Annotated in this window: 24 protein-coding genes; 15 read left to right on the forward strand and 9 right to left on the reverse strand. The window is 38.6% G+C overall.

The window, feature by feature from the left end:
• Nucleotides 1–80: 80 nt before the first annotated feature.
• Both HUU81_RS07160 and HUU81_RS07165 read left to right on the forward strand, forming a co-directional pair.
• Complete coding sequence (locus HUU81_RS07160; protein ID WP_199611547.1) at nucleotides 81–626, forward strand: hypothetical protein; 546 nt, start codon at nucleotides 81–83, stop codon at nucleotides 624–626.
• A gap of 30 nt (nucleotides 627–656) precedes the next feature.
• Nucleotides 657–1,004: a hypothetical protein gene (locus HUU81_RS07165; protein WP_199611548.1), complete on the forward strand. Its 348-nt coding sequence runs from the start codon at nucleotides 657–659 to the stop codon at nucleotides 1,002–1,004.
• A gap of 475 nt (nucleotides 1,005–1,479) precedes the next feature.
• On the opposite strand, the gene HUU81_RS07170 is transcribed toward HUU81_RS07165, so the two are convergent.
• On the reverse strand, nucleotides 1,480–2,523 hold the full coding sequence (locus tag HUU81_RS07170) for an IS110 family RNA-guided transposase (RefSeq protein ID WP_199611549.1): 1,044 nt from the start codon (nucleotides 2,521–2,523) through the stop codon (nucleotides 1,480–1,482).
• 212 nt (nucleotides 2,524–2,735) lie between these two features.
• Here HUU81_RS07170 and HUU81_RS07175 point away from each other — a divergent pair, with 212 nt between their 5' ends.
• From HUU81_RS07175 to HUU81_RS07190, 4 genes are all read left to right on the forward strand, one after another.
• On the forward strand, nucleotides 2,736–3,101 hold the full coding sequence (locus tag HUU81_RS07175; RefSeq protein ID WP_199611550.1) for a hypothetical protein: 366 nt from the start codon (nucleotides 2,736–2,738) through the stop codon (nucleotides 3,099–3,101).
• 137 nt (nucleotides 3,102–3,238) lie between these two features.
• A complete protein-coding gene (locus HUU81_RS07180) occupies nucleotides 3,239–3,631 on the forward strand; it encodes a hypothetical protein (RefSeq protein ID WP_199611551.1) in 393 nt (130 codons plus the stop codon).
• A gap of 123 nt (nucleotides 3,632–3,754) precedes the next feature.
• Nucleotides 3,755–4,189 (forward strand): hypothetical protein, encoded by a 435-nt coding sequence (locus HUU81_RS07185; protein ID WP_199611552.1) that lies wholly within the window; start codon nucleotides 3,755–3,757, stop codon nucleotides 4,187–4,189.
• Nucleotides 4,190–4,297: 108 nt separating this feature from the next.
• Nucleotides 4,298–4,654, forward strand: a complete 357-nt coding sequence (locus tag HUU81_RS07190; RefSeq protein ID WP_199611553.1) for a hypothetical protein — start codon at nucleotides 4,298–4,300, stop codon at nucleotides 4,652–4,654.
• Between the two features lie 67 nt (nucleotides 4,655–4,721).
• Here the strand turns inward: HUU81_RS07190 and HUU81_RS07195 are convergent, their stop codons facing one another.
• Complete coding sequence (locus tag HUU81_RS07195) at nucleotides 4,722–5,237, reverse strand: acyl-CoA thioesterase (RefSeq protein WP_199611554.1); 516 nt, start codon at nucleotides 5,235–5,237, stop codon at nucleotides 4,722–4,724.
• Between the two features lie 313 nt (nucleotides 5,238–5,550).
• Here HUU81_RS07195 and HUU81_RS07200 point away from each other — a divergent pair, with 313 nt between their 5' ends.
• From HUU81_RS07200 to HUU81_RS07210, 3 genes are all read left to right on the forward strand, one after another.
• Nucleotides 5,551–6,189 carry a methyltransferase family protein gene (locus HUU81_RS07200; RefSeq protein WP_199611555.1) on the forward strand — a complete coding sequence of 213 codons (639 nt, stop codon included), beginning with the start codon at nucleotides 5,551–5,553 and terminating at the stop codon, nucleotides 6,187–6,189.
• Between the two features lie 114 nt (nucleotides 6,190–6,303).
• The gene (locus HUU81_RS07205) at nucleotides 6,304–6,657 is read left to right on the forward strand and encodes a DUF1428 domain-containing protein (protein ID WP_199611556.1); all 354 of its coding nucleotides are present in this window, start codon (nucleotides 6,304–6,306) and stop codon (nucleotides 6,655–6,657) included.
• A 72-nt stretch (nucleotides 6,658–6,729) separates the two neighbouring features.
• Nucleotides 6,730–7,059 carry a hypothetical protein gene (locus HUU81_RS07210; protein WP_199611557.1) on the forward strand — a complete coding sequence of 110 codons (330 nt, stop codon included), beginning with the start codon at nucleotides 6,730–6,732 and terminating at the stop codon, nucleotides 7,057–7,059.
• Nucleotides 7,060–7,116: 57 nt separating this feature from the next.
• On the opposite strand, the gene HUU81_RS07215 is transcribed toward HUU81_RS07210, so the two are convergent.
• On the reverse strand, nucleotides 7,117–8,751 hold the full coding sequence (locus HUU81_RS07215; RefSeq protein WP_199611990.1) for an electron transfer flavoprotein-ubiquinone oxidoreductase: 1,635 nt from the start codon (nucleotides 8,749–8,751) through the stop codon (nucleotides 7,117–7,119).
• A gap of 447 nt (nucleotides 8,752–9,198) precedes the next feature.
• Between HUU81_RS07215 and HUU81_RS07220 the strand changes: the two genes are divergently transcribed.
• A complete protein-coding gene (locus HUU81_RS07220; protein WP_199611558.1) occupies nucleotides 9,199–9,948 on the forward strand; it encodes an electron transfer flavoprotein subunit beta/FixA family protein in 750 nt (249 codons plus the stop codon).
• The gene (locus tag HUU81_RS07225) at nucleotides 9,948–10,874 is read left to right on the forward strand and encodes an electron transfer flavoprotein subunit alpha/FixB family protein (protein WP_199611559.1); all 927 of its coding nucleotides are present in this window, start codon (nucleotides 9,948–9,950) and stop codon (nucleotides 10,872–10,874) included. The genes HUU81_RS07220 and HUU81_RS07225 overlap by 1 nt, the downstream gene beginning before the upstream one ends.
• Before the next feature lie 174 nt (nucleotides 10,875–11,048).
• On the opposite strand, the gene HUU81_RS07230 is transcribed toward HUU81_RS07225, so the two are convergent.
• Nucleotides 11,049–12,590 (reverse strand): DUF3413 domain-containing protein, encoded by a 1,542-nt coding sequence (locus tag HUU81_RS07230; protein ID WP_199611560.1) that lies wholly within the window; start codon nucleotides 12,588–12,590, stop codon nucleotides 11,049–11,051.
• Nucleotides 12,591–12,594: 4 nt separating this feature from the next.
• Nucleotides 12,595–12,807: a YejL family protein gene (locus tag HUU81_RS07235; RefSeq protein WP_199611561.1), complete on the reverse strand. Its 213-nt coding sequence runs from the start codon at nucleotides 12,805–12,807 to the stop codon at nucleotides 12,595–12,597.
• A 68-nt stretch (nucleotides 12,808–12,875) separates the two neighbouring features.
• On the opposite strand from HUU81_RS07235, the gene yejK reads away from it, so the two are divergent.
• Nucleotides 12,876–13,895, forward strand: a complete 1,020-nt coding sequence (yejK, locus tag HUU81_RS07240; RefSeq protein WP_199611562.1) for a nucleoid-associated protein YejK — start codon at nucleotides 12,876–12,878, stop codon at nucleotides 13,893–13,895.
• Between the two features lie 27 nt (nucleotides 13,896–13,922).
• Here yejK and pdsS read toward each other — a convergent pair whose 3' ends face one another.
• Together pdsS and pdsR are read right to left on the reverse strand one after the other, a co-directional pair.
• On the reverse strand, nucleotides 13,923–16,139 hold the full coding sequence (pdsS, locus tag HUU81_RS07245; protein ID WP_199611563.1) for a proteobacterial dedicated sortase system histidine kinase: 2,217 nt from the start codon (nucleotides 16,137–16,139) through the stop codon (nucleotides 13,923–13,925).
• The gene (pdsR, locus tag HUU81_RS07250; protein WP_199611564.1) at nucleotides 16,132–16,821 is read right to left on the reverse strand and encodes a proteobacterial dedicated sortase system response regulator; all 690 of its coding nucleotides are present in this window, start codon (nucleotides 16,819–16,821) and stop codon (nucleotides 16,132–16,134) included. Before pdsR ends, pdsS begins: the two co-directional genes overlap by 8 nt.
• 244 nt (nucleotides 16,822–17,065) lie before the next feature.
• Between pdsR and pdsO the strand changes: the two genes are divergently transcribed.
• Nucleotides 17,066–17,836 carry a sortase-associated OmpA-like protein PdsO gene (gene pdsO / locus HUU81_RS07255; protein WP_199611565.1) on the forward strand — a complete coding sequence of 257 codons (771 nt, stop codon included), beginning with the start codon at nucleotides 17,066–17,068 and terminating at the stop codon, nucleotides 17,834–17,836.
• Nucleotides 17,837–17,928: 92 nt separating this feature from the next.
• Here pdsO and HUU81_RS07260 read toward each other — a convergent pair whose 3' ends face one another.
• The gene (locus tag HUU81_RS07260) at nucleotides 17,929–18,747 is read right to left on the reverse strand and encodes a DUF2797 domain-containing protein (RefSeq protein ID WP_199611566.1); all 819 of its coding nucleotides are present in this window, start codon (nucleotides 18,745–18,747) and stop codon (nucleotides 17,929–17,931) included.
• A gap of 195 nt (nucleotides 18,748–18,942) precedes the next feature.
• Between HUU81_RS07260 and HUU81_RS07265 the strand changes: the two genes are divergently transcribed.
• Nucleotides 18,943–19,377: a BLUF domain-containing protein gene (locus HUU81_RS07265; protein WP_199611567.1), complete on the forward strand. Its 435-nt coding sequence runs from the start codon at nucleotides 18,943–18,945 to the stop codon at nucleotides 19,375–19,377.
• 55 nt (nucleotides 19,378–19,432) lie between these two features.
• Here the strand turns inward: HUU81_RS07265 and rsmF are convergent, their stop codons facing one another.
• Nucleotides 19,433–20,878: a 16S rRNA (cytosine(1407)-C(5))-methyltransferase RsmF gene (rsmF, locus tag HUU81_RS07270; protein ID WP_199611568.1), complete on the reverse strand. Its 1,446-nt coding sequence runs from the start codon at nucleotides 20,876–20,878 to the stop codon at nucleotides 19,433–19,435.
• Between the two features lie 62 nt (nucleotides 20,879–20,940).
• Between rsmF and HUU81_RS07275 the strand changes: the two genes are divergently transcribed.
• Entirely contained in the window at nucleotides 20,941–22,170 is a 1,230-nt protein-coding gene (locus HUU81_RS07275; protein ID WP_199611569.1) for a nucleoside recognition domain-containing protein, read from the forward strand.
• Nucleotides 22,171–22,256 lie beyond the last annotated feature (86 nt).

Here is a 22,256-nt window from a genome sequence, read left to right on the forward strand (position 1 = left end):
CTCGCGCTTCGCGCAGTATAGCCAAACCATTTATGCCGCTTATATTAATAGTTAGGCTTCATACAAGGGTTTAATCAAATATGGAAAAAATAGACTTTTATAAGCAATCAATAGGCAAGTTTATCTTCACTGAGTTCATAGTCTTCCTATCTCAGGTAGCTGTATTTTTTTCTGTCGCTGTTTTTACGTCCAACTTTTTAAGTAGTGAAGAGAAATTAGTCAAATTCTCTGAGCAAAAAATAAATGACGGTACTTTAGGAGAGCTAGGACTTACCTTTGTAGCAATTCTTTTGGTAATTGGTTTCTTTTCAGCAATTGGCAGGGTCTTTGATAACAAATATGTAGAGCCCTACATAAACGAAATACTGTGTGAAATGCCAAAAACAATATATGTATTTGGCTCCAGTGCTACAGGAGTCATGGCAGCTATATCACTATTTATACACTTAAACCCGGATTCTAATTCTTCAGCGCAGGCACAAGGATTTGCCGTAATGACCCTATTCTTTGCGATTATGATGTTTATATATGGCTGCGCATTTAGCTATGCGTTTAAACGAAAAACGCACATAAAATCAGAGCCTAACAATTCAATCCAGCCGACCGCTGACGCGTCGGCTGATTGAGGCGTTATGTGTCGGTCTACAGGAGAGTATATGAAAACTTTTGGTACTATAATTCTAACCATAATTGGTGTAGCACTTTATATCCTCGCTGTTCTTTATGGTAATGCAACATACTACTCATATTATTCTTGGACTATTATGCCTGCATTAGCGGCGATGTCTTCGGTAGGAATATTCTTTTATTTGGGTTATAAAGTGTTTAAGAAATTACCGCCAATGTTTCTAAATAGTTATGATGCTGCTTCTTTGTCACACTTAAATTTAATTATTATGAATGACCAATGTGCTATTGATGCGGCAATTGCAAATTACCATATAAAGGTTGATCTTAATTCAACCTTTACCCCGTTTTATGCACCATCGTGTTCCTACACATAACACATATGAACCTTCTCGGGTCAAGTAAGCATAACGATTCTTTTTAGCTGCTTTTAAGCAGCTAATTTGTTTTAGCAATCTTTTAAATCTATTCAACTTCGCTATGTCGGGTAGCCGTTAAAATCGTTTACGGCAAACACATATTGAGGCTCTCTTATTGCGAGCTCATCGCTGCCTAAATCAGTCGATACAGCTGTCGTTTAGGGGCACTAGACATTCATCGGTTAACCTTAGTCTGGCACTACTCAAGGGGATGGCTCTTTCGTCCAGTTAGTTAAAGGCTCAGCTAAGGTGCAAACGATTTAATGCATTGCTTAAATTAATGCGCACCAATGGGGTGTCTAATCAAGGCCAAATAGCTTATTACTTCGACAATACTTACCTGTAACGTTCAACTTTTGCTGACTTAAACACAAATAGTACATGGTTGTTCATGGCTATCTAGTTAGGTATAGAGCTCATCCCATTGTGCGACTTAACTTTTTAAAAATCGATCATCATCAAATACCGTTTTGTTTTTCAACATGAAATAAACACAACGACCAAGCTTATGAGCAAGCACAGATAATGCTTTGGCTTTACTCATACGTTTTTGTAGCTTGTTTAAATAACGCCTTGCTTTGTCGTTTCCACGTAAATAAAGCACTGCGGCTTCACTGAACGCCCATTTTAAGTGACCATTGCCAATCTTGTTGCCGCTAGTGCCATAAGTTTTGCCAGCAGATTCCGCTTTACACTTTACAAGCCGACAATAAGACGAAAACTTTTGTACAGACTCAAATCGATTAATGTCACCAATTTCATACAAGATAGTCATCGCTAGAATGAGACCAATGCCAGGTATAGTACGTAGCTGTGCGTAATAGTTTGGTTGATGCTTTTTAGCTTTACTCTCTAAATAGTATTCAAGCTTTTTAAGTTCCTCGGCGTAGGCATCGAGGATGGCTAAATCAAAATTGACATTGCGTTGAACAGCTTGGTCGTCAAAACGCGTTTGAAACTCTTGGCGAACACATTTGTTTTTCATATGCAGTTCAAGAGGCGGATAGTTGTATTGGCTGTTTGTATTAACAATATGCGCTTTAAGTTGCGCACCATGTTGAACAAGCCGTGTTCTTCTACGAAGTAAATCACGAGTTGAGCGCATTTGAGCAGGATAATTGTAAGCCAGTGGAAAGTTGCCTCCACGCAATAGGCTAGCAATTTTATAAGAATCAATCTTATCGTTTTTGGCTTTACCACCGTGAATGGCTTTCATGTACAGCGCATGACCAAGTACAAAATCGATATTATGCTCGGCACATAAATCACTGACCCAATACCAGCAATGCATGCATTCAACACCAACAACAATATCTTCAAGATAAGGTAAAATCAGTTTAAGTAATTCATGTTTATCGGCTTTTATTTTCTGATGAACAAGCTTACTGCCACGCTCATCAAGAATGCAAACGTATAAAATGCGTGCATGAAGGTCAATTCCACAATAATATTTGTTGAAAGTAGTATAGAATTTCATTGAGCTTTCTCCTTTTGGTTTGGTCGCCTTGAAGTTTAGCTGTTCGCTAAACTTCGGGGAGAAGGTTCAATAAGTATCAAGGTCATCATAGGGACATTGTTTGCTCCGCGGCGCTTTGGGGTGGCTTCGCCACTTTACCCCAAAGCACCACTCCACAAACAATGCCCCATATGGCGGCGTTATATTTTTTTGCAGTCATCAAATAAGGAACAATGATGAAAAAAGCTCTTATCTCAATCACATACGTTGCGTTACTTGCAGGTTGCACATCCGCAGATGTTTTACGACATCCTGGCGAAGTTGCAAAAACTAGCAAATATGCACCTCAAAACGAAAGAAAAACTGAAAATAATATTGGTGTTATGCGTTATTTAAATGAAGGAGCCTCTTTTGTGCGAGAGGCTAGACGTGAAGATGCATACAAAAAAATGTTTACTATGTGTGAAGGTAAATACGACATAATCGCTGAGACAGATTCCGAAACAACACCTATTACTTATACTTCGGAGACTAATACTGGCTTTGTTTCACAAACAGTTTCCTCTTCTTATCGATATATTCACTTTAAATGTGTATAAAATATAACAAGCAACTAAAGCGGGACTGCTAACGCTTGGCACGGTTCCGCTTCGCTCCACAAGTATAGCCAAGCATTATCAGCCCCTTAGTGTGGACGTTATGTTTATCTAAAGTTCAGTGTTAATAAAGGAGTATTATGAAACTTTTAACTTTTTTATTTGTGTTTACGATTTTCTCCAGCTTGTTGTATGCAAATTCTATCGAAAGCTTTAATCGAATTGAGGTTAATCCATATGATGATTCCGCACATAAGGTCATTGCCTCAATTCATTTAGTTGTGGATTCTCCTCTTGCTGACGCAGCAGATGTTTTGGCTGCCAGAGAGATTATTGCAATATCTTTGAGCTCATTGTCATTACAAGAGTTAACAAAGAATGGAATTGATAATGCCAAGCATAATATTTTGAAACAGTTAAAGTCTAGTGGGTTAATAAATACTATTCAAAATGTATATGTAACCGATTTGACGGTTGAATTTGTTGGCGCTAATCGTACTACGGTATTTGTTAAGCCTCAAAAAGAGTTTTGATAAAATAAACATAACAAAAACATCAAGTGGACATAAATAGCTTGGCTCGCGCTTCGCGCAGTATAGCCAAACCATTTATGCCGCTTATATTAATATTTATGTGCCAAGGAGGAGGTTTGAGTTATGGACGTTAAACTAGCAGTTGGAGTATTGACATTTTTCGGCGTTATTATTGGGGCGACGCTCCAATACTTTTTTACCAAGCATGTTGAAAGTTTAAAACATGCGAAAGAATTGAAATCCAAAGCTTACGCGGATTACTTAGATGCTATTTCCGAAGATGCCTCATATAATCACGAAATTGGCAGTAGAGCACAAAAAAGAGTTTATGCCAAAATAGCTGATGCAAAGGCCAGAATCTGTCTTTATGGCTCTAGTGAGGTTATTACAGCTTACTCTGAATTCCTTGCACTAGGCGGTGTATTTAATTCTCAAAAACAGAAAGACGCTTTCACAAAGATGTTTTCTCACATGCGAAAGGATTCAGGGGGAAGTGAAATTTTGAATCTTCAGGAAATCGAAATCATACTCCTAGGACATCCAAACGATGACACATAACAAAAAATAAAGTCACTCACTTCGTTCGCTGGGACGTATACACGTGGGCTGCTTCGCATTTTAGCCCACGCGTCTGCGCCCCTTATTTAAAAGTTATATGGCATAAATATGGTTCGGTGTTTATTTTTCATCATTGTGATATTTTCCACGCAAGCAAGCGCAAAGGAAATTTGTGATGCTAATTCTGGAAAATGTGAAAAAGTGAGTACTGGCGGAGCTTGGATGTTGTCGATAATTGAAACATCTGTAATTCCTTGTGGTAACCATACTGTAATCACAAACTGGTTAGCCGAGCATGAGTGGCTACTTGATACAGTGAGAGCTGAATCAACTGAGTATGATTATCTATTAAAAATGCAAAAAAAATCATTTTGGGGTGCTGACAATAACGGTAAAGATCAACAGTGCTCAAAGCTCATTACATTAATAAAAAATGGCAACCCGTTAAACTCAAATCTAAGGTAAGTGCCATACAAGAGACTATGGCGCTCGTATGGTCTGCTGGGATGCAAAAGTGTGGGCTCACAGTCTGTTATTTTTTAGTTTCTTTTTGACTTTGTTGTTTCTTTATTCCTGCTAAGTCTTCCCTTAGTGTGGCTTCATTATCTTCAGTAAATGATTTCATTTTTATGGCGTATTTTTGTAAGAGTTTATCTTCTTTGTTTTTTGGTTCCCAAGAGGGAACGGAGACAGGGTATCCGGCTTCGTCGGTTGCGATAAATGAGATAAAACAGTGATTGGTTTCTGCAAAAGCGGCGCTTTTGGGATCGCGGCTTTTTACTGATACATATATATTCATACTGGTGTTGCCAGTGTGAACAATTTTGGCACTTACCTCGACTAAATTACCGACTAATACTGGTCGATAAAAACGAATATTACCAACAGATATTGTTACACAGTATTTACCACTCCAACCAGCAGCACATGCATACGCTGCTTGGTCTATCCATTTCATAATAATGCCACCGTGTACTTTGCCACCAAAGTTTACATCGGTAGGTTCTGCTAAAAACCGAAACTGTATTTCCCTAGATCGATCGCCCATTTTTTACACTTACTTGTAGTTGTTTAGCTAAAGTATTGTATAAAAATAAGAAATTACAATGTGCTGATTTAATACTCTGCTGAAAGAACTTGTGGAGATTGCATAACAAGGTGAAGAGATTCAAGGTATGTTTTTTTCGGTAATCATATATTGGTTTTATTAATTTCTCTTTGTTTTTTAATGACTTTTATTATTTATTAAGGCAATGTAAGGGGTATCAACAAATTAAATATTAAGATAAACACAAATAGGTAAACAGCGTGTTTTTTGTTAACCGAACGTGGCCGTTATTTTTATATGTGGTAGAAGAACATTGAATCAACCTATTTTTTATTCAGAAAGCACTTCAGAGCTAGTCGAATTTACTCGCCTATATTTAGCTGTTTTTTATTCGTTTGTTGCTGCTTTTTATACGGTTAGAATTGTAGTGCTGAAAAGGCGTATTAAGCGGGAGCTGGTATTTCCGGGTAGTCGTTTTTGCGCAACATGGTGGAACCATTTATCGTTTCGTATTTTCAGAGCTACAATCTGGATGGTATGTGTGGTTCGCTTTTTTTTCCCTACCATTGATGATTACTTAGGCGTCATAGCCGACTTGCATAATGATTATGCCATGCTAGCTGGTTTAATCTTATTAACGTCAGGATTTGTTTTCACGATAGCAGTTCACTTAAGTTTAGGTAGTGAATGGCGTTCTGGTATCGACCCAAATGGTCCTAATGTGCTTATTTCAAATGGCTTTTATAGCTACTCGCGTAATCCAATGTTCTTTGGGGTGGCCGTTTCTCAATTAGGCTTTTTTTTAGCATTGCCGTCAATCTTTTCATTGGTTTGCTTAATCGTTGGTTTATTTACGCTACATAGACAGACTCTTGCTGAAGAACAATATTTATCAGCACGATTCAGAGGCGAATATCATTCTTACACCTTGAAAGTGAGAAGGTGGATATAAAACACTGAATAACAGCGATTATTTTATTAATTTAAAGCTGTATTTATTTGCCTGAGGTTACTATATTTACCAAGCAAATTACCTATATTTTTACCAAAACACAGGAGCTAAATTATGGATTATATAGATGGTTTTGTTGCCGCTGTTCCTACCGAAAATAAAGATATATACATGCAACATGCTAAAGAGTACGCCCAGATATTTAAAGAGTACGGCGCGAAAAAGTTAGTAGAGTGCTGGGGAGATGACGTACCTGATGGTGAAGTTACATCGTTTCCTATGGCAGTAAAGTGTGAAGAGAATGAAACGGTGGTGTTCTCTTGGGTTGTTTGGCCGTCAAAAGAAGTCAGAGATGATGGTATGAAAAAACTGATGGATGACGAGCGTATGGACTTGGAAAAAAATCCTATGCCGTTTGATGGAAAAAGGCTAATTTATGGCGGCTTTCAAATGATCGTTAATGAGTAGCATTTATATTTAAACAATTGAAGATGTTGCTAGAAACGAGCAGTTGATTCTTTTCATTGTTCAAGGGTAGTTATGAAGATCTTGCTTTATTCAGTCGCTTCATTTGTAGCGGGTGGGGTTGTGACTGTTTTGATTGCAATGAGCTTTATCACAAGCACATTGCAGAGTAGCGTTTTAGCGCAAAACGACATTTATGCACTTGTATTGGAGTCGTTAGCTGCTGAAAAAGAGGATGAGCTACGAGCAAGAAGCTGCATGGCATTAAGACACGGCCTAGATAACTACGAAGAAATTGCGAATAGTATGTGGGCTCTCGATGCACCGTATTACAGTGAAGAGAGGGTAGCTGAAATAAATAGTAGGGCAAATCTACTTATAAAAAGTGGCAGTATTTGTAAATAAGCCAACTAATAAAGTCGGCTTATTTACAAGGTATATGTTTAATTCAAATTAAATGAATTACATATTTGGGTAGTTAGGACCGCCTGTTCCTTCAGGTGTTACCCATGTGATATTTTGGCTAGGATCTTTAATATCACACGTTTTACAGTGAACACAGTTTTGCGCATTAATTTGGAATTTAGGCTCGCCTTGTTCGTCTTCTATCACTTCATAAACGCCAGCTGGGCAATAACGTTGAGCTGGTTCGTCATACAGTTTTAAATTAACATTAATTGGAATGCTAGGATCTTTCAGCTTAAGGTGACAAGGCTGTTCTTCTTCATGGTTGGTATTTGATAAGAATACCGATGATAATTTATCAAAACTAAGTACACCGTCAGGTTTAGGGTAATTTATCTTATTAGCATCGTCTGCTTTTTTAAGCTGCTCATGGTCTAATGTTTCATCTTTTAATGTAACTGGAATTTTTCCACCAAACCAATTTTGATCAATAGTATTAAATGCACCACCTAATATAGTGCCAAACTTGTGCAAGGCAGGGCCGAAGTTTCTTGAACGGAATAATTCATCATATAACCATGAATCTTTAAACGCTTGCTCGTATTGAGTTAAATCTTGACCGCCTTGATCATCTTTAGCTAGCGCGTCAAAAATAACTTCTGCGGCAATCATGCCCGATTTCATTGCAGTGTGATTGCCTTTAATTTTCGCGTAATTTAACGTACCCGCGTCGCAGCCAACTAGCATGCCGCCCGGGAATGTCATTTTAGGTAATGAGTTAAAGCCACCTTTTGCAAGTGCACGCGCTCCATAAGAAACACGCTTTCCGCCTTCAAGATATTGCTTATAAAGTGGGTGATGTTTCATCTGTTGGAATTCATCAAATGGGCTTAGGTAAGGGTTTGAATAATTCAAATCAATGATGATGCCAACAACAACTTGATTATTTTCAGCGTGGTAAAGATAGGAACCACCGCTAGTATCGCTAGATAATGGCCAGCCAGCAGCATGCACTACTAAGCCTTCTTTATGTTTACTTGGGTCAATATCCCAAATTTCTTTAAAGCCAATACCATAATGTTGAGGTGACTTACCTTCGTCTAAATTATATTCAGCAATAAGCTGTTTACCTAAATGACCGCGGCAACCTTCAGCAAATACGGTATATTTTGCGCGTAATTCCATACCTGGCATATATGAATCTTTTTCAGAACCGTCAGCGGCTATACCCATATCGCCAGTAATAACGCCTTTTAATGTACCTTCTTCAATAATAAGCTCGGCGGCTGGAAAGCCTGGAAAAATTTCAACCCCCAGCGCTTCAGCTTGTTCGGCCAACCAACGACACACATTACCCATTGAAACAACGTAATTGCCTTCATTGTGCATGGTTTTTGGTACAGAAAAATTTGGTAAACGTGTAGCGTTACTGTCTGAACGCAATAAATAAATTTCATCACCAGTAACAGGGGTATTGAGTGGCGCTGACTTTTCTTTCCAATCAGGGATAAGCTCATTCAGGGCTTTAGGCTCGAATACCGCGCCGGACAAAATATGTGCACCAACTTCAGAACCCTTCTCAACAACACACACCATGAGCTCTTGTTCTTTTTCTTGTGCTTGTTGCATTAGTCTTATTGCCGTCGATAAGCCTGCTGGTCCTGCTCCTACGATGACAACGTCAAATTCCATTGATTCACGTTCCACGCCATATACCTCTTATTGTTCTATATTAATTGTTCTGATCAGATAGGGTCTGATGACCTAGTATAGGTTGTTTTGGTTGTTATATTTAAACAAATCTTAATCAGTGCTGTGTTACTAGAAAATTTGAAAGTAAGTTTCTGTATTCAAATTACGCTAGTTAATAATCAAATGATGGTTGAAAAGAGTATCAATCATCAAAATTCAAACGGATGTTTTAAATTTACTGGTTTCTTAATTAAAGTGCTAGCTTTCTATCTAAAATCATTTAAGAAAAAAATAGTTAAAAAGAACGTTTAGTTTACGTTTTTTAGTGATAAAAAGCGGCTTTAAGTTGACGTGCACGTCAGCCTCAAGTAGATTGTGCACACTTTAAAACCATGATCTTATAATAAAGTTTACGTGCACGTAAACCAAGAGATGATCGGAGAAAAAATGAAGATACTCGTCCCCGTAAAACGTGTTATCGATTATAACGTGAAAGTGCGCGTTAAAGCCGATAATTCAGGTGTTGATTTAGCCAATACCAAAATGTCTATTAACCCTTTCTGTGAAATTGCTGTAGAAGAAGCTGTTCGTTTGAAAGAAAAGGGTGTTGCGACTGAAGTTGTTGTTATTTCTATTGGTACTAAAGAGTGCCAAGAACAAATAAGAACAGCATTAGCTTTAGGTGCGGATCGAGGCATTCAAATAGACACGGATGCCAATTTAGGTTCACTACAAGTTGCTAAGTTGCTAGCTAAAGTGGTTGAAGAAGAGCAGCCAAACTTAGTGATATTAGGTAAGCAATCAATTGACAGCGATAACAACCAAACAGGTCAAATGTTGGGTGCACTTACGAATATGCCACAAGGTACATTCGCATCAGAAGTAGTTGTTGACGGTGAAACGGTAAAAGTGACGCGTGAAATTGACGGTGGCCTACAAACAGTTGCGCTAAATTTACCTGCAATTGTTACTACGGATTTACGCTTGAACGAACCACGTTACGCTAAGCTTCCTAACATTATGAAAGCTAAGCGCAAGCCATTAGATGTTAAGCCTGCGGCTGACTTTGGTATTTCACTAGAGCCAAAAGTAGCGGTATTAAAGGTTGAAGAACCTGCGAAACGTGGTGGCGGTGTTAAAGTTGAAAGTGTTGACGAGCTAGTTGAAAAATTGAAATCTGAAGCGAAGGTGATCTAATGAGTATTTTAGTAATCGCAGATCATGACAATCAAGCATTAAAAGCTGATACTCACAAAGCGGTACATGCTGCTGTTGCAATTGGCGGTGATGTAGACGTTCTGGTTGTGGGTAGCAATGTGTCAGCTATTGCTGAAGAAGCAGCAAAAATATCAGGTGTTTCAAAAGTTATTTGCGCTGATGCTGCTGAATATGAACACCAGCTTGCTGAAAATGTTGCTGAGTTAGTTGCAGAAATGGGTAAAGCTTATAGCCACATTTTAGCGGCGGCAACCACTACAGGTAAAAACTTTATGCCTCGTGTTGCAGCTTTATTAGATGTAGAGCAAATTTCAGATATTATCAGTGTAGAGTCGGCTGATACATTCAAGCGCCCAATTTATGCAGGTAATGCAATCGCTACTGTTCAATCGAGCGACGACATTAAAGTAATCACTGTACGTAGTTCAGCATTTGATGCAGCAGGTACTGATGGCTCAGCTAGTGTTGAGTCAATTGCAACTGTTAAAGCGTCAGCAAACTCTTCATTTGTTAGTGCAGAGTTAACAGAGTCTGAAAGACCTGAGCTGACAGCCGCTAGAGTTGTTATTTCTGGTGGTCGTGGCATGCAAAATGGTGAAAACTTCAACTTACTTGAAGGTATTGCCGACAAACTTGGTGCTGCAATTGGTGCGTCTCGTGCAGCAGTTGATGCTGGCTTCGTTCCTAATGATATGCAGGTAGGCCAAACAGGTAAGATAGTTGCACCTGACCTATATATTGCTGTAGGTATTTCTGGTGCCATTCAGCACTTAGCGGGTATGAAAGACTCGAAAGTGATTGTTGCAATCAACAAAGATGAAGAAGCGCCAATTTTCCAAGTTGCAGACTATGGATTAGTAGGCGACTTGTTTGACGTATTACCTGAATTAGAAGGTAAGTTATAAGCTTTATCGTTGTATATCACGTTTAAAGCTAAAAAGCCCATTGCAAACTAATGCATGGGCTTTTTTTATTTGTGTTTAACACGCTCTGCTAATAGTTAAGCTTCTAAATTTACTCAAGTTAGATGTACTCAAGCTTATCTAGCAACTCGCATAGCACTTGGTTACTTAACGAATTTAATCATTTTGAGAAGTTGGCAAGGCGAAGCGTTTAATCTGATTCACACCGTCCACTAATGTGGGATAGTTAACGTTATAATCAAGCAATTTAAATCCCGAAGCAGAGTGAGTGTTTATCTCACCATTGCTATACACTAATGAAATTTTATCTTTCTGCATAACAACCAAGGTTTGCTCGGTGAAATTTGCACTCACAATATTTTTATTGCGCTTAAATAAGTCAATGCCAAGCATGATTTTATTTGCTAATTCACTGCATCCTAACCAGCGCCCCAGCACAGTATGCGGTACATCGTAAGGCTGGGTTATCTTATTACGAATACGATAACGCGTATCTGACTTTATCCCTAAAACATGCCTAGAAATAATGTTATCGCTTGGAAATAACACCAATAAAAATTGGTCCACATCATTTAGACTTTGAATTGGATTCTGTGTTGTTTTATCCCATGCTTTGAGATGCATTTGTGCTGGCGAATTAGAGTTGCGCGTTACAGTCAAATTAGCCAGTAAATCAGTCTCGTTAGTGACTGAGAGTAATTTCATACTGGTAAGAGCGGGGGCATTCTTCTCAAGGTGGTAGTTATAGTTGGCAGGTAAGCCGTAAACTAAATTAAAAGCATGGTCATCAAGGTTGCTAGGGCCATAATATTTGTCAAATAACTGATATCCTAATGCGTCTAGCTTAAATTCTACGTCGTTAATGGCAGTATCATTGTCAGCAATATAAACGTCGATGAGTACAGGTTTCATGCTGTCTTTATTGCATTGTTGTGCAGGATTTAACGATAGGTTTTGTAGCTGATGCTCCGTTTCAAATGTGTCATGATTGATGAGTCCTTTACTGCCATTCGTCAGTAGCCCATTTTTCGTAAGTAATGTTTTAGCAGTACTCGGGTATGACAACGGGAACATATTGTCTTGCTTAGTCACATCATAAAGGTTTTTTGCATCTGCCCAAATATGTAAAGAGTGGCTCGAAATAAAACAAATTAAATAAAATGCCGTTGCATATTTGCCCCAAGAAACCTGCCTTAATTGGCCAATACGTTTCCAAACTAAATTACTAAGCGTGATTTGTACCACTAATATTGTTGATGTTAATACGCCTAAAACGGCTACAAACCTTAACGGATGCACTTTAAGGTTATGCTTGAGTAATTCAATCGCTTGGATATAAGAGTTTGGCCCTAAGTGGTAGCCCAGTTTTTGATATGTAAATATATCAACGCAAAGAATAAGAAACGCAATAGTTGTGAGAACAGCACCAAGCCCACGAACATGCCGTAGATAAGGAAACAGTAAAGTAGCGGGAAAAATAGTAAAAAGAAAAACTATAAAAGTAAGAAAAGCTGTATGGCCAATCCAATTAGTCAGTAAATAAGCTGTGCCTAGTAGGGTAGTTGGCAACGGTTCTGCAAAAACGTATAAAAGCGAAATAACAGCACAGAGAAAAATATTAAAAAATACAAACCAGTGGCCCCAACTCATCAGTTGTTGAACTTTTGAGACAAAGCCATGGTTAGGGTTAATTAACATAATGCTACTTAGCTGCGTCTTTTAATGCGGCAGAAAATGATTCAGCTATTTGTTCACGGGTCTGTTTTGGGAAGTTATCTTTAATTATAATGCTTGCCGCATTTCCTAAACACATTAGGCTTAGTTCGGCACTTGCATTATTTTTTTTAAGCGTTGCTAATAGCTCGGCTATAATCTGTTCTACTTCTTGATTAGAATACTTAGAAATGATTGGCATGAATGTACTTATGTCGTAAATAATAATACGCAGCATTATTACAAAAACTTAGGGTAATTAAAACGCAGATGTCTATAGAAGTTAATCGATTGGTCATAAATTATCTTGAAAAACGCGAAGACGGTGATGTAATTTCCCGAATTCGTGAACAAGATTTATTAATTAACGAAAAAGTAGCCGCATTAATGGAAAAAATCCATTTTGCTTATAACAGTAAACCAGGCAAAGGCTTTTGTTGTTTTTCAGATGAAAAAAGTGGCTTGTTTGCCTCCACATTAGAGAGCTACCACACAAATGAAATTAGTTTTCATGACTTTGCGGGCAGTGCTACCCAGCAATTAGGTGAAGAATTAAAAAAGTATGCGTTCGACGAAACAGGCTATTTATTAGTTGCTGATTATGAATACCTTGCTACGCGCTATGTATTCATTATGCTATTAAACATCCAAGAACACTTTAGTGTTTCCGCAGAAATGGATATTTTAACTTCCCGTCATTTAGATTTATCTAAAATGCAACTGGCTGCACGTGTTGATCTCACCGAATATAAAACTAACCCTGAAAGTAATAAATACATTTCATTTATTAAAGGGAGAGCAGGCAGAAAAGTATCTGATTTCTTCCTAGACTTTTTAGGGTGCGAAGAAGGGGTAGATGCCAAGCAGCAAAGCAAAGTAATGCTAGACGCAGTTGAAGACTTTATCTCAACTACTGAATTGGATCATGGTGAAAAAACAGCAGCCCGAAAAGAAGTATACGACTACTGTAATGAGCGAGTTCAACTAGGAGAAGAAGCAAACGTTAATGAGCTTTCAAGCACATTGAACAGCAAAGTTGATGAAGACTTTTCTTCGTTTTACAAAGAGCAGGGTTACGAATTAGAAGAGCAATTCCCTGTTGATAAAAAAACCATCACCACACTCGTAAAGTTTAGTGGCCAAGGTGGCGGTTTAAGCTTAGGTTTTGAGAAAAAACTGCTAGGCGATCGCATCATTTATCAACCAGAAACCGACACCATGATTATCAAAGGGCTGCCACCTAATTTAAAAGACCAGTTAATGCGTTATTTGACGCGAGGTGATGAATAGTCACTTATCACCTGAAATAATAACTTATTACTCACTAGATAAAGGCAGTGTTACCATTATCGTAACACTGTTCTCCTCACAGTTATTTGTGCCTGAAATAGCCCCTTCATGAAAAAGAGTGATCATTCTGGCAATATACAAGCCAATACCTAAATGAGGCTGTTGCTGCTGGTTTTGAGAGCGAACGGATACCATTGAGTCGAATATTCTATCTTTCATTTCATTAGGTAATTGAGCGCCATAGTTGGTGATGCTGAATATTGCCTGATTACCTTGTCGGAAAAGTGTTACTTCAATTGGACTGTTGTCAGAGAAATCACACGCATTGGCGACTAATTTATCTAGTAACTGGGCAATATAGTCTGGGCAACCTACCACAGATAAAGGCTGGTCTGTTAATTCAAGCTCAAATGCTGTATCACGGTAAGCTAGCTGGTAGCCTTGCATGCATCCTGTTACTACATCAGTTAAATTAAATGGAATGCGTTCAGAGTCTTTTAGTGTTTGTTCTAAACGTGTTGCTTCACTCATGTTCGTTAAAATCGTATTTAAGCGGCTTATACCTTCTTGTGCACGAGCCATATATTTTTGATTTTCACTGTCTTTTAAGTTCATTGCTAAGTTATCTAGTGAAGATCTGACAACAGCAACGGGCGTGCGTAGCTCATGAGACAGTCGGCTAGACATATTTTCAAGATAATGGGTATATTGCCCTAATCTGGAAACAACGCTAGCAAAGCTTCTGCTTAGGTCGCCAATTTCGTCATGGCTTTTTGAGGCATGGATAATATCTGTAATGCGTCCTTGTGCGTCAATGGCCTGTTCTGCTTGATCACGCAAATGCCTTATACGTGAAGAAATACGAGATGCAAATAAGAATAAGACAAGGGTACCTACACATAAAACCGCTAAGATGACGTTAAAAAGCTTTTCTAACGCCTTATTTCTCAGGGTTCGAATGCCATTTGTGGTTTCTTCTGCAATAACGGCACCCATCACTTGACCATCTATCCATATTGGATGAGCGGCAGATAATATTACCGCTTGATTGTCTGACGATAATCGCCAGTGCGATCCTGTTTGGCCGTTTAATGCATGAGATATATGTTTGCCTTCCAGTTGAGCGGAATCGTACAGTTGATCAACGAACGACTCAGGAGGGCGAGTTAAAACGCGATAATAAAGAGGATGTAAGTATTGTTGTTCAAACGTATGCCACCAAGAGGCAGGCGCCGGATGTTTGTTTTGGCTACTCCAAATACCATGAGACTGAGTTAAATCTCCAGAACTGGCTAGTACTCGGCGGTGTTTGTCTACAACCCAAATACGAGATTCAGACTGTGCCATCCCTTTAATAATACGTTCTATTTCAGGTGATGGAACTAACACAGAGCCTAAATTATCAGGAGTTTGAGTATGTGCTGTGCCAATCACGTATTTTGGTGCTTGATTGCCTTTTTGTTCATCAAACGGCGCGTCATAGTCTGCAATCGCGAAACTAAGCTTGTGGCTAAACAAGCTTAATGGCATACGCAACTCTATGTTGTAGCCTTGATCTGTTTGCCGCCAATAACCTTGTATGTTGTTACTAAACTTGGCGGCCAATAAGCGGGAACGATCATCAGAAAGGGTATAAGCGTTAATCCAGCCAGCTTGTTTGGGGGAAATAATAAAGCGTTCAAATTCTCCACTTGGTGTTAAAACACTAATACGAAGGTGATCGTTTTGGTCAACACTTAATAAATTGCTTGGGCGATAAATAACGTTATTATCAGTGACCTCAAAATAGGCGTATAAATAGTTACCATATTGACCCACTAAATGAATGAAAGATAAATCTTCCGATTGATATTCCTGTACAAGGAGTTGCTGGTCACTTGGTTGCTCAGTTAATTTATTATGCTCGATTATGTTTTGTTCACTATACATTAGCGCATGCTTTTTATAGTGATTCCAATCTTTTAATTTACCATCTAGTTGAATGGCAGAGTTTATTGGGTAGGCGTAAAGGTCTTTCCCTTTTTCAACTTGTTGCAAAAAGCTGGCTTTGGTATTAAACAGGTTAGGTCGTTCGTGAAGAGCTGTTGCCAGCGCAGAAACAGTACCCGTTAATGTTTTTTCTTGTCCTTCACGTAAAAACTTTTCCATTTCCCAAACATATTGGTAACCCAGCCAAGGAATGGTAAATAAAAAGCCTGATAGTAAAACAAGCTTAAAGCGCAACCCCAAAAAAAACTTAAACATTCCAGCGGTAGCCCATGCCGTAAACCGTATCAATACAATCGAATTGACTGTCTACTGCGATAAACTTTTTACGAATTCTTTTGATGTGTGAGGTAATGGTGCTGTCGTCCACAACAATTTTTGATTCAGCCATTAAATCATCTCGGCTTTTTACATGGCCTACGTGCTTTGCTAATGCATAAACCATCCAGAATTCAGTTACAGTTACATCTATCAAGGTATTTTGCCAGCGCACTTCCATACGATTTGTATCAATGGTCAGGCTTCCTTGCTCAAGCAATGCATGTTGCTGTGGTGGCTGTTCCATTGCTTCAAGGCGACGAAATAACGCTGCAATACGTGCAATAAGGTGAGGGAAGCTAATATCTTTTGTTAAATAATCGTCCGCCCCCATGCGTAAACCGCATACGGTATCAAAGTCGTTATCGCGTGCTGTAAGAAACATAATTGGCAAGGTTGGCGAAAGTGTTCTTAAGTGCTGGCATAATGCAAATCCACCATCTATTTCATCCTCTAGTCCAATATCAATGATGGCTAAATCAGGCAAGCGAGTATTAAAAGCATTAGACGCTGATTCACGGTTGGCATAGGCTGAAACTTGATAGCCTTGCTTGGTGAGTACGTCGGTATAGTTCTCTCTGATTGCTGCTTCGTCTTCTACTATTGCGATTCTTTTAGGCATAACTTTTTACTTAATCATGTTTCAGCACTTTTGTTAGGCGCAATATACCTATGGTTGGAATGAAATTATACCCCAAACAATACATTGCCATTTTTTTGCCATATTTCATCGTTGTATTCGCTTTTTCTTTCCCTGTCATTGCAATGTTGCAAGTGTTTAATGTGTTCCATCGAAACAAAACACAACTTCAGGTGACGAGAAACATTCTTGCACCAAGACAAATAAAAAGTAGAAGGGTATTACCATGAAATTAACCACTATCGCATTAGCACTTTCTTTAGCAGTTTCACCATTTATCACTCCGCCGGTTTACGCAAATAGCCATACTTCAGAATTTACAGTGCCTGCCAAAGATGACTCAGGAAAAGAAGAACTAATAGGATTTGGTACTGGCGTATTAATTGGTGCCGCAATTGCTGGACCAGTTGGCGCGGTTGTAACCGGTGTATTTGGCATCATGATGGGTAATCAAGTTAATGAGCACGAGCACAAAAAGGAACTGGAAATTGCGCTAATGGAAACAGGGAACGATTTAGTCGCAGCAAGACAAGCGGCACAATCACTATCTGATGAGTTAGAAAATAAAAACGCCTTGTTGGCTAGCCAAAGTGAACGTTATCAAAATTACCTTGATGAGAAAAATGCTGAATTAATGAATATTCCAGTTGCAATGCAATTTAAAACGGGTTCGGCAAAAGTAGAGCCTGTTTATCAAGCGTACCTAGCTGAGGTTGCAGAAAAATTACAAAAAGAGCCAGATATGCATATTAAATTATCTGGATTTGCAGACCGAAGAGGCGATGAAGCATTTAACCATAAATTATCAATGCAACGTGCCAGTGCTGTAAAAAGCTACCTAATAGGCCAAGGAGTAGCTGATAGCCAAATTAGCCTTTCAGCGTATGGTGAAAGTCAACCGCTTCAAACCAACCAATCATATGAGAATGATTTCTTTGATCGAAGAGTATCTATTGAACTCATTAACAAACAGGAGGAAATGGCACAAAATAGATAATTATAATATTTACTTAATTCAAAGCCGAAATTTAGAGTGTGTGATGCTCAGTTAGCCTACGACTAACTGAGCACTTTTTATGTATTCTAACGTCAATCGAGCATTTCAATCTCGTATGAAGTGAATTTTCGAATATTGATTACCCCTGTATCAAGCAACAAATATTGCCCCTTTATACCTTGTAGTATTCCACTAACTTCAGGGTGCTTATCTAAGTTGAACGAGGTTATTTTAGTTGGGAATTGGTCTACCGGATAGTCAATATTAACAATGTCTTCTTCAAGTTGTTGAACCGCTTCTTCTCCAAACTCAAGCTGAATCTGTTCCAATCGTGCTGCAATTTGCGGAATTAACTCGTTGGCATGCTGCTTTAAATCCATGCTCTCGTTGTTGCCTTTTAACATTGCTCGCCAATTTGTTTTGTCAGCAATAAACTCGCCCAGTGCAGTTTCAACTAGCCCTGACTGCAAGCGGGTATTTACTTTAAAAATAGGCAGAGCTTGAGTGGCACCTTGGTCAATCCAACGTGTTGGCACTTGACTATGGCGAGTAATACCCACCTTTAAACCTGAGGTATTAGATAAGTATACAAAATGAGGGATCATGCAGTTTTGCTCACCCCACTCAGGCTCGCGACAGGTTCCTTGTGCAAAATGGCATGTTTCCGGTTTTAAAATACACATATCGCAGCTTGCTAGTTTTTGCATGCATCTGAAACAATGGCCCTGCGAGAAACTTTTTTTTGTTTTTTTGCCGCATGAACTGCAAAAAATTTGTCCTGTATGTTTAAAAGCAATGTGTTTGCCTAGCAGTGGGTTGAGTGGGACTAAATGTTCGCCAATGGGCAGGTTATACTCAACACTATTGTTTTGGGTTAGTGATGATTTCATTTTTGACAAAGTGCCGATCATGATGTGTTCTCTTAGTTTTATATGATGCTAATGGTACATAAATTACGATTTAATACCAAAAATACTGATATCTATATTTTCTTAAATAGGCACAAAATAAAAAATTAGCTATATTTGAATAAAAATTGAACCAATAGCATTTTTGCTTCGTAATATTGTTTGTACCTCATCAGTTTTAGGTATAAGGAGTTATTTATGCAGTTAACACATTTAATTTATTGTAGTGCCACTACTGAAGAAAATATCAGTAAAGAAGCACTTGAAGCTTTATTAGAGTCGAGTAGACAGAATAATAAAAAAATAGATGTAACAGGCATCCTTCTTTTTCACAAAGGTTCATTCTTCCAAGTGTTGGAGGGAGACAAAGAAGTTATTAATAATCTTTATAACAAGATTTCGCGCGATCCACGCCACACAGACATCAAAAAGGTAGTGGAAGAGCCTATTGAAGAAAGAGCGTTTGAGAAATGGTCTATGGCTTACCCAAAAGTGACCACAGACGATTTAAGATCGATTAAAGGGTTAAACGACTTCTTCTTGGCGGGTAATTCATATTTAGATTTAGGCGAGGGAAGGGCAAAAATTCTTCTAGCTGCGTTTAAAGACGGTAAATGGCACCCTGCGAATTAATCCTACTTTCCTGCAAGCATGTACCAGTTACATGCTTGCGTTAACGTTATTTGTCCTACTGAATTACTCGGCTATTTTTTACTAGTTCTCGTGGCAAAGTATTTTTAATTTTACGTTTTTGCCATTTACCCAACCCAATGGGCGCGTTATTCAACATCAATAATACTTCTCCCGTATCTGGCACTAGGTCATTAAGCTGTACGTCTTGCCCTTTAAAGTAATTAACGGCTTGATCTGCGTTTAATTGGTATATATTTTTGATGAAATGCTTACCAAAAGTAATTGCTACTTGGTGATGTGTACGAAACCCTTTTTTATGCTCGTCAGCTAACTTAATACCTACGCGTTGGTATTTTACTTTTTCAATATGTGGCAAAGCAGCATGAGGAAATAACCAATATTCGTTATCCCTAATCATTACTTTACCTAGTTCATCCGTTAAGTTTAAGCCAAACTGATTATTGAAATAAGTAGCAAGCGCGTTGGTTTGTTTTTCTTTTGCAGGCTCAAATGGAAATTTACCTAGCTTCTTTTTGGTGGGCCGATTATCTTCCAGTGAGCCAGTTTTTCGTATGCGTGCTGCAAAGAATCCTTCACTATCAAAGATTTGTGGCCAAATGTGTAAAAAGCCTTCAGGGGTTGTTGCTTTGCTGGCATCTGTGAACATATTTTGAAGCGACTCAAGTTCGACTAATTCAGGATAGGTCGTCTTTAAGTGTTGGCAAACCTGCTGATTTTCTTCAAGGTTTAATGTGCAAGTAGAATAAATAAGTACACCATTAGGTTTTAATGCTTTAAATGCACTTATTATTAATTCTTTTTGCAGAACAGCAACTTCGTCTAAGTGTGCCTGATTCCAATTTTTTAATGCGTCGGGATCTTTTCTGATTGTACCTTCACCAGAGCAGGGGGCGTCTAACAAAATAGCATCAAAACTCTCGGGCATATAATCGCCAAATACCCGCCCGTCAAAGTGAGTTAAGCCAATATTCTTTACTCCACATCGCTCAATATTTGAATACAACACTTTTACGCGACTTGCCGATAACTCGTTAGCAACGATAAAGCCATTGTTATTCATATAAGCTGCTAATTGGGTAGTTTTAGAGCCGGGTGCTGACGCAACATCGAGTACGGTTTCAGCATCAAGAGATCCGTTTGTAAGCATGGCGAATGGAGGTAGCATTGAGCTTGCTTCTTGAACATAAAATAAGCCAGCTAAGTGCTCTTCAGTATTACCGAGTTGTAATATAGCTTCTTCCTCTTTTGGCCTTTCCAACCAATAACCTTCAGTACACCACGGAATAGGAGATAATTGCCAACCTTTGCATTTGACTTTGTCGATAAAGGCGGCACAGCTTATTTTAAGCGTGTTAACTCTAATACTTCGTCTAAGAGGTTGTCGACAGCTACGTATGAAATCATCAAGGTTTAAATGTTCCGGAATTATTTCTTTTACTTTTTTTATAAACGATTCAGGAATATAACTATTTTCGTTCACTTATAACCTCAGGTAGACTATCAAAAAATTGCATTCTAGCACGAGATAAATAGGAACACCTTTTGTTAAATAAGATCTGGTTAGCATTTTTCTTTATTGCCTTTAGTTCTGGTGTCTTTCAATGGTTGGTAAACGGCGATAGCTTAGTTTTCGAGCGCATCGTTGGCTCAGTATTCTCTATGTCTAAAATTACGGTAGAAATAGCAATTGGCTTAGTGGGTGCACTGAGCTTTTGGTTAGGCGTAATGAAAATAGCCGAAAAGGCAGGGCTAGTAGACAAAGTGTCAGTGGCGTTAACACCACTTTTTGTAAGACTAATGCCGGGTGTGCCAAAAAATCATCCTGCGATTGCCAGTATGACAATGAATTTATCTGCCAATGTACTTGGCTTAGATAATGCCGCCACGCCAATGGGGATTAAGGCAATGAAAGACTTACAAACCTTGAACCCTGAACCTGAAAAGGCAACTAACGCGCAAATTTTATTTTTAGTGTTAAATACATCTTCGGTAACTATTTTTCCTATCGCTGTGTTTGTTTATCGCGCTCAACAAGGAGCTGTTGAGCCTACTGATGTTTTTCTTCCTATTTTACTTGCCACATCGGCTTCTTCTTTTGCGGGATTATTGGCGGTCGCGTTTGTTCAAAAAATCAAGCTCACAAATTTTGTGGTACTTTTATATTTAGGCAGTTTTGTGGCACTGATAATGGGCTTAATAGGTTATTTTGCAACGTTAACGGCTACTCAACTTTCTCAGCAATCATCATTGTTAAGCAACTTTTTAATCTTTGGCTTTATAGTCTTTTGCTTGGCAGTAGCCGCTAGAAAAAAACTGGATGTTTACGATGCATTTGTTGATGGTGCAAAAGAAGGGTTCAGTTTAGCCATTTCATTAATTCCTTATTTATTGGCAATGCTAGTGGCGATTGGTGTGTTAAGAGCCAGCGGCACACTTGATATATTAATCGATTCAATTCGGTTTCTTGTTGCCGCTTTGGGGGGGGATACCCGGTTTGTAGACGCACTACCTACCGCACTGATTAAGCCGCTAAGCGGCAGCGGTGCTCGAGCCATGATGATAGAGACAATGTCTACACATGGGGCAGATTCCTTTGTCGGTCGAATTGCCTCAACCATTCAAGGTTCAACAGAAACAACATTTTATGTGTTAGCAGTGTATTTTGGCTCTGTAGGGATAAAGCATGCACGCCATGCAATTGCATGTGGCTTAATTGCTGATGTAGCCGGTATAACTGCTGCAATTGCGGTATGTTATTGGTTCTTTGGCTAGATTTATCTTATTAATATTCAACGGTTTTTATTAGTATTTATTGTACTTAATAGCAGGTTCATTCTATAACTTTATTACTTGTTGGC

Origin of the sequence: Flocculibacter collagenilyticus, assembly GCF_016469335.1 — a bacterium.
Classification (GTDB): domain Bacteria; phylum Pseudomonadota; class Gammaproteobacteria; order Enterobacterales; family Alteromonadaceae; genus Flocculibacter; species Flocculibacter collagenilyticus.

Excerpts from the sequence above, each read along its gene's own strand:
- HUU81_RS07160 (WP_199611547.1), top strand. The coding sequence starts at position 81 with ATGGAAAAAATAGACTTTTATAAGCAATCAATAGGCAAGTTTATCTTC.
- HUU81_RS07165 (WP_199611548.1), top strand. The coding sequence starts at position 657 with ATGAAAACTTTTGGTACTATAATTCTAACCATAATTGGTGTAGCACTT.
- HUU81_RS07170 (WP_199611549.1), bottom strand. The coding sequence starts at position 2,523 with ATGAAATTCTATACTACTTTCAACAAATATTATTGTGGAATTGACCTT.
- HUU81_RS07175 (WP_199611550.1), top strand. The coding sequence starts at position 2,736 with ATGATGAAAAAAGCTCTTATCTCAATCACATACGTTGCGTTACTTGCA.
- HUU81_RS07180 (WP_199611551.1), top strand. The coding sequence starts at position 3,239 with ATGAAACTTTTAACTTTTTTATTTGTGTTTACGATTTTCTCCAGCTTG.
- HUU81_RS07185 (WP_199611552.1), top strand. The coding sequence starts at position 3,755 with ATGGACGTTAAACTAGCAGTTGGAGTATTGACATTTTTCGGCGTTATT.
- HUU81_RS07190 (WP_199611553.1), top strand. The coding sequence starts at position 4,298 with ATGGTTCGGTGTTTATTTTTCATCATTGTGATATTTTCCACGCAAGCA.
- HUU81_RS07195 (WP_199611554.1), bottom strand. The coding sequence starts at position 5,237 with ATGGGCGATCGATCTAGGGAAATACAGTTTCGGTTTTTAGCAGAACCT.
- HUU81_RS07205 (WP_199611556.1), top strand. The coding sequence starts at position 6,304 with ATGGATTATATAGATGGTTTTGTTGCCGCTGTTCCTACCGAAAATAAA.
- HUU81_RS07210 (WP_199611557.1), top strand. The coding sequence starts at position 6,730 with ATGAAGATCTTGCTTTATTCAGTCGCTTCATTTGTAGCGGGTGGGGTT.
- HUU81_RS07215 (WP_199611990.1), bottom strand. The coding sequence starts at position 8,751 with ATGGAATTTGACGTTGTCATCGTAGGAGCAGGACCAGCAGGCTTATCG.
- HUU81_RS07220 (WP_199611558.1), top strand. The coding sequence starts at position 9,199 with ATGAAGATACTCGTCCCCGTAAAACGTGTTATCGATTATAACGTGAAA.
- HUU81_RS07225 (WP_199611559.1), top strand. The coding sequence starts at position 9,948 with ATGAGTATTTTAGTAATCGCAGATCATGACAATCAAGCATTAAAAGCT.
- HUU81_RS07230 (WP_199611560.1), bottom strand. The coding sequence starts at position 12,590 with ATGTTAATTAACCCTAACCATGGCTTTGTCTCAAAAGTTCAACAACTG.
- HUU81_RS07235 (WP_199611561.1), bottom strand. The coding sequence starts at position 12,807 with ATGCCAATCATTTCTAAGTATTCTAATCAAGAAGTAGAACAGATTATA.
- yejK (WP_199611562.1), top strand. The coding sequence starts at position 12,876 with ATGTCTATAGAAGTTAATCGATTGGTCATAAATTATCTTGAAAAACGC.
- pdsS (WP_199611563.1), bottom strand. The coding sequence starts at position 16,139 with ATGTTTAAGTTTTTTTTGGGGTTGCGCTTTAAGCTTGTTTTACTATCA.
- pdsR (WP_199611564.1), bottom strand. The coding sequence starts at position 16,821 with ATGCCTAAAAGAATCGCAATAGTAGAAGACGAAGCAGCAATCAGAGAG.
- pdsO (WP_199611565.1), top strand. The coding sequence starts at position 17,066 with ATGAAATTAACCACTATCGCATTAGCACTTTCTTTAGCAGTTTCACCA.
- HUU81_RS07260 (WP_199611566.1), bottom strand. The coding sequence starts at position 18,747 with ATGATCGGCACTTTGTCAAAAATGAAATCATCACTAACCCAAAACAAT.
- HUU81_RS07265 (WP_199611567.1), top strand. The coding sequence starts at position 18,943 with ATGCAGTTAACACATTTAATTTATTGTAGTGCCACTACTGAAGAAAAT.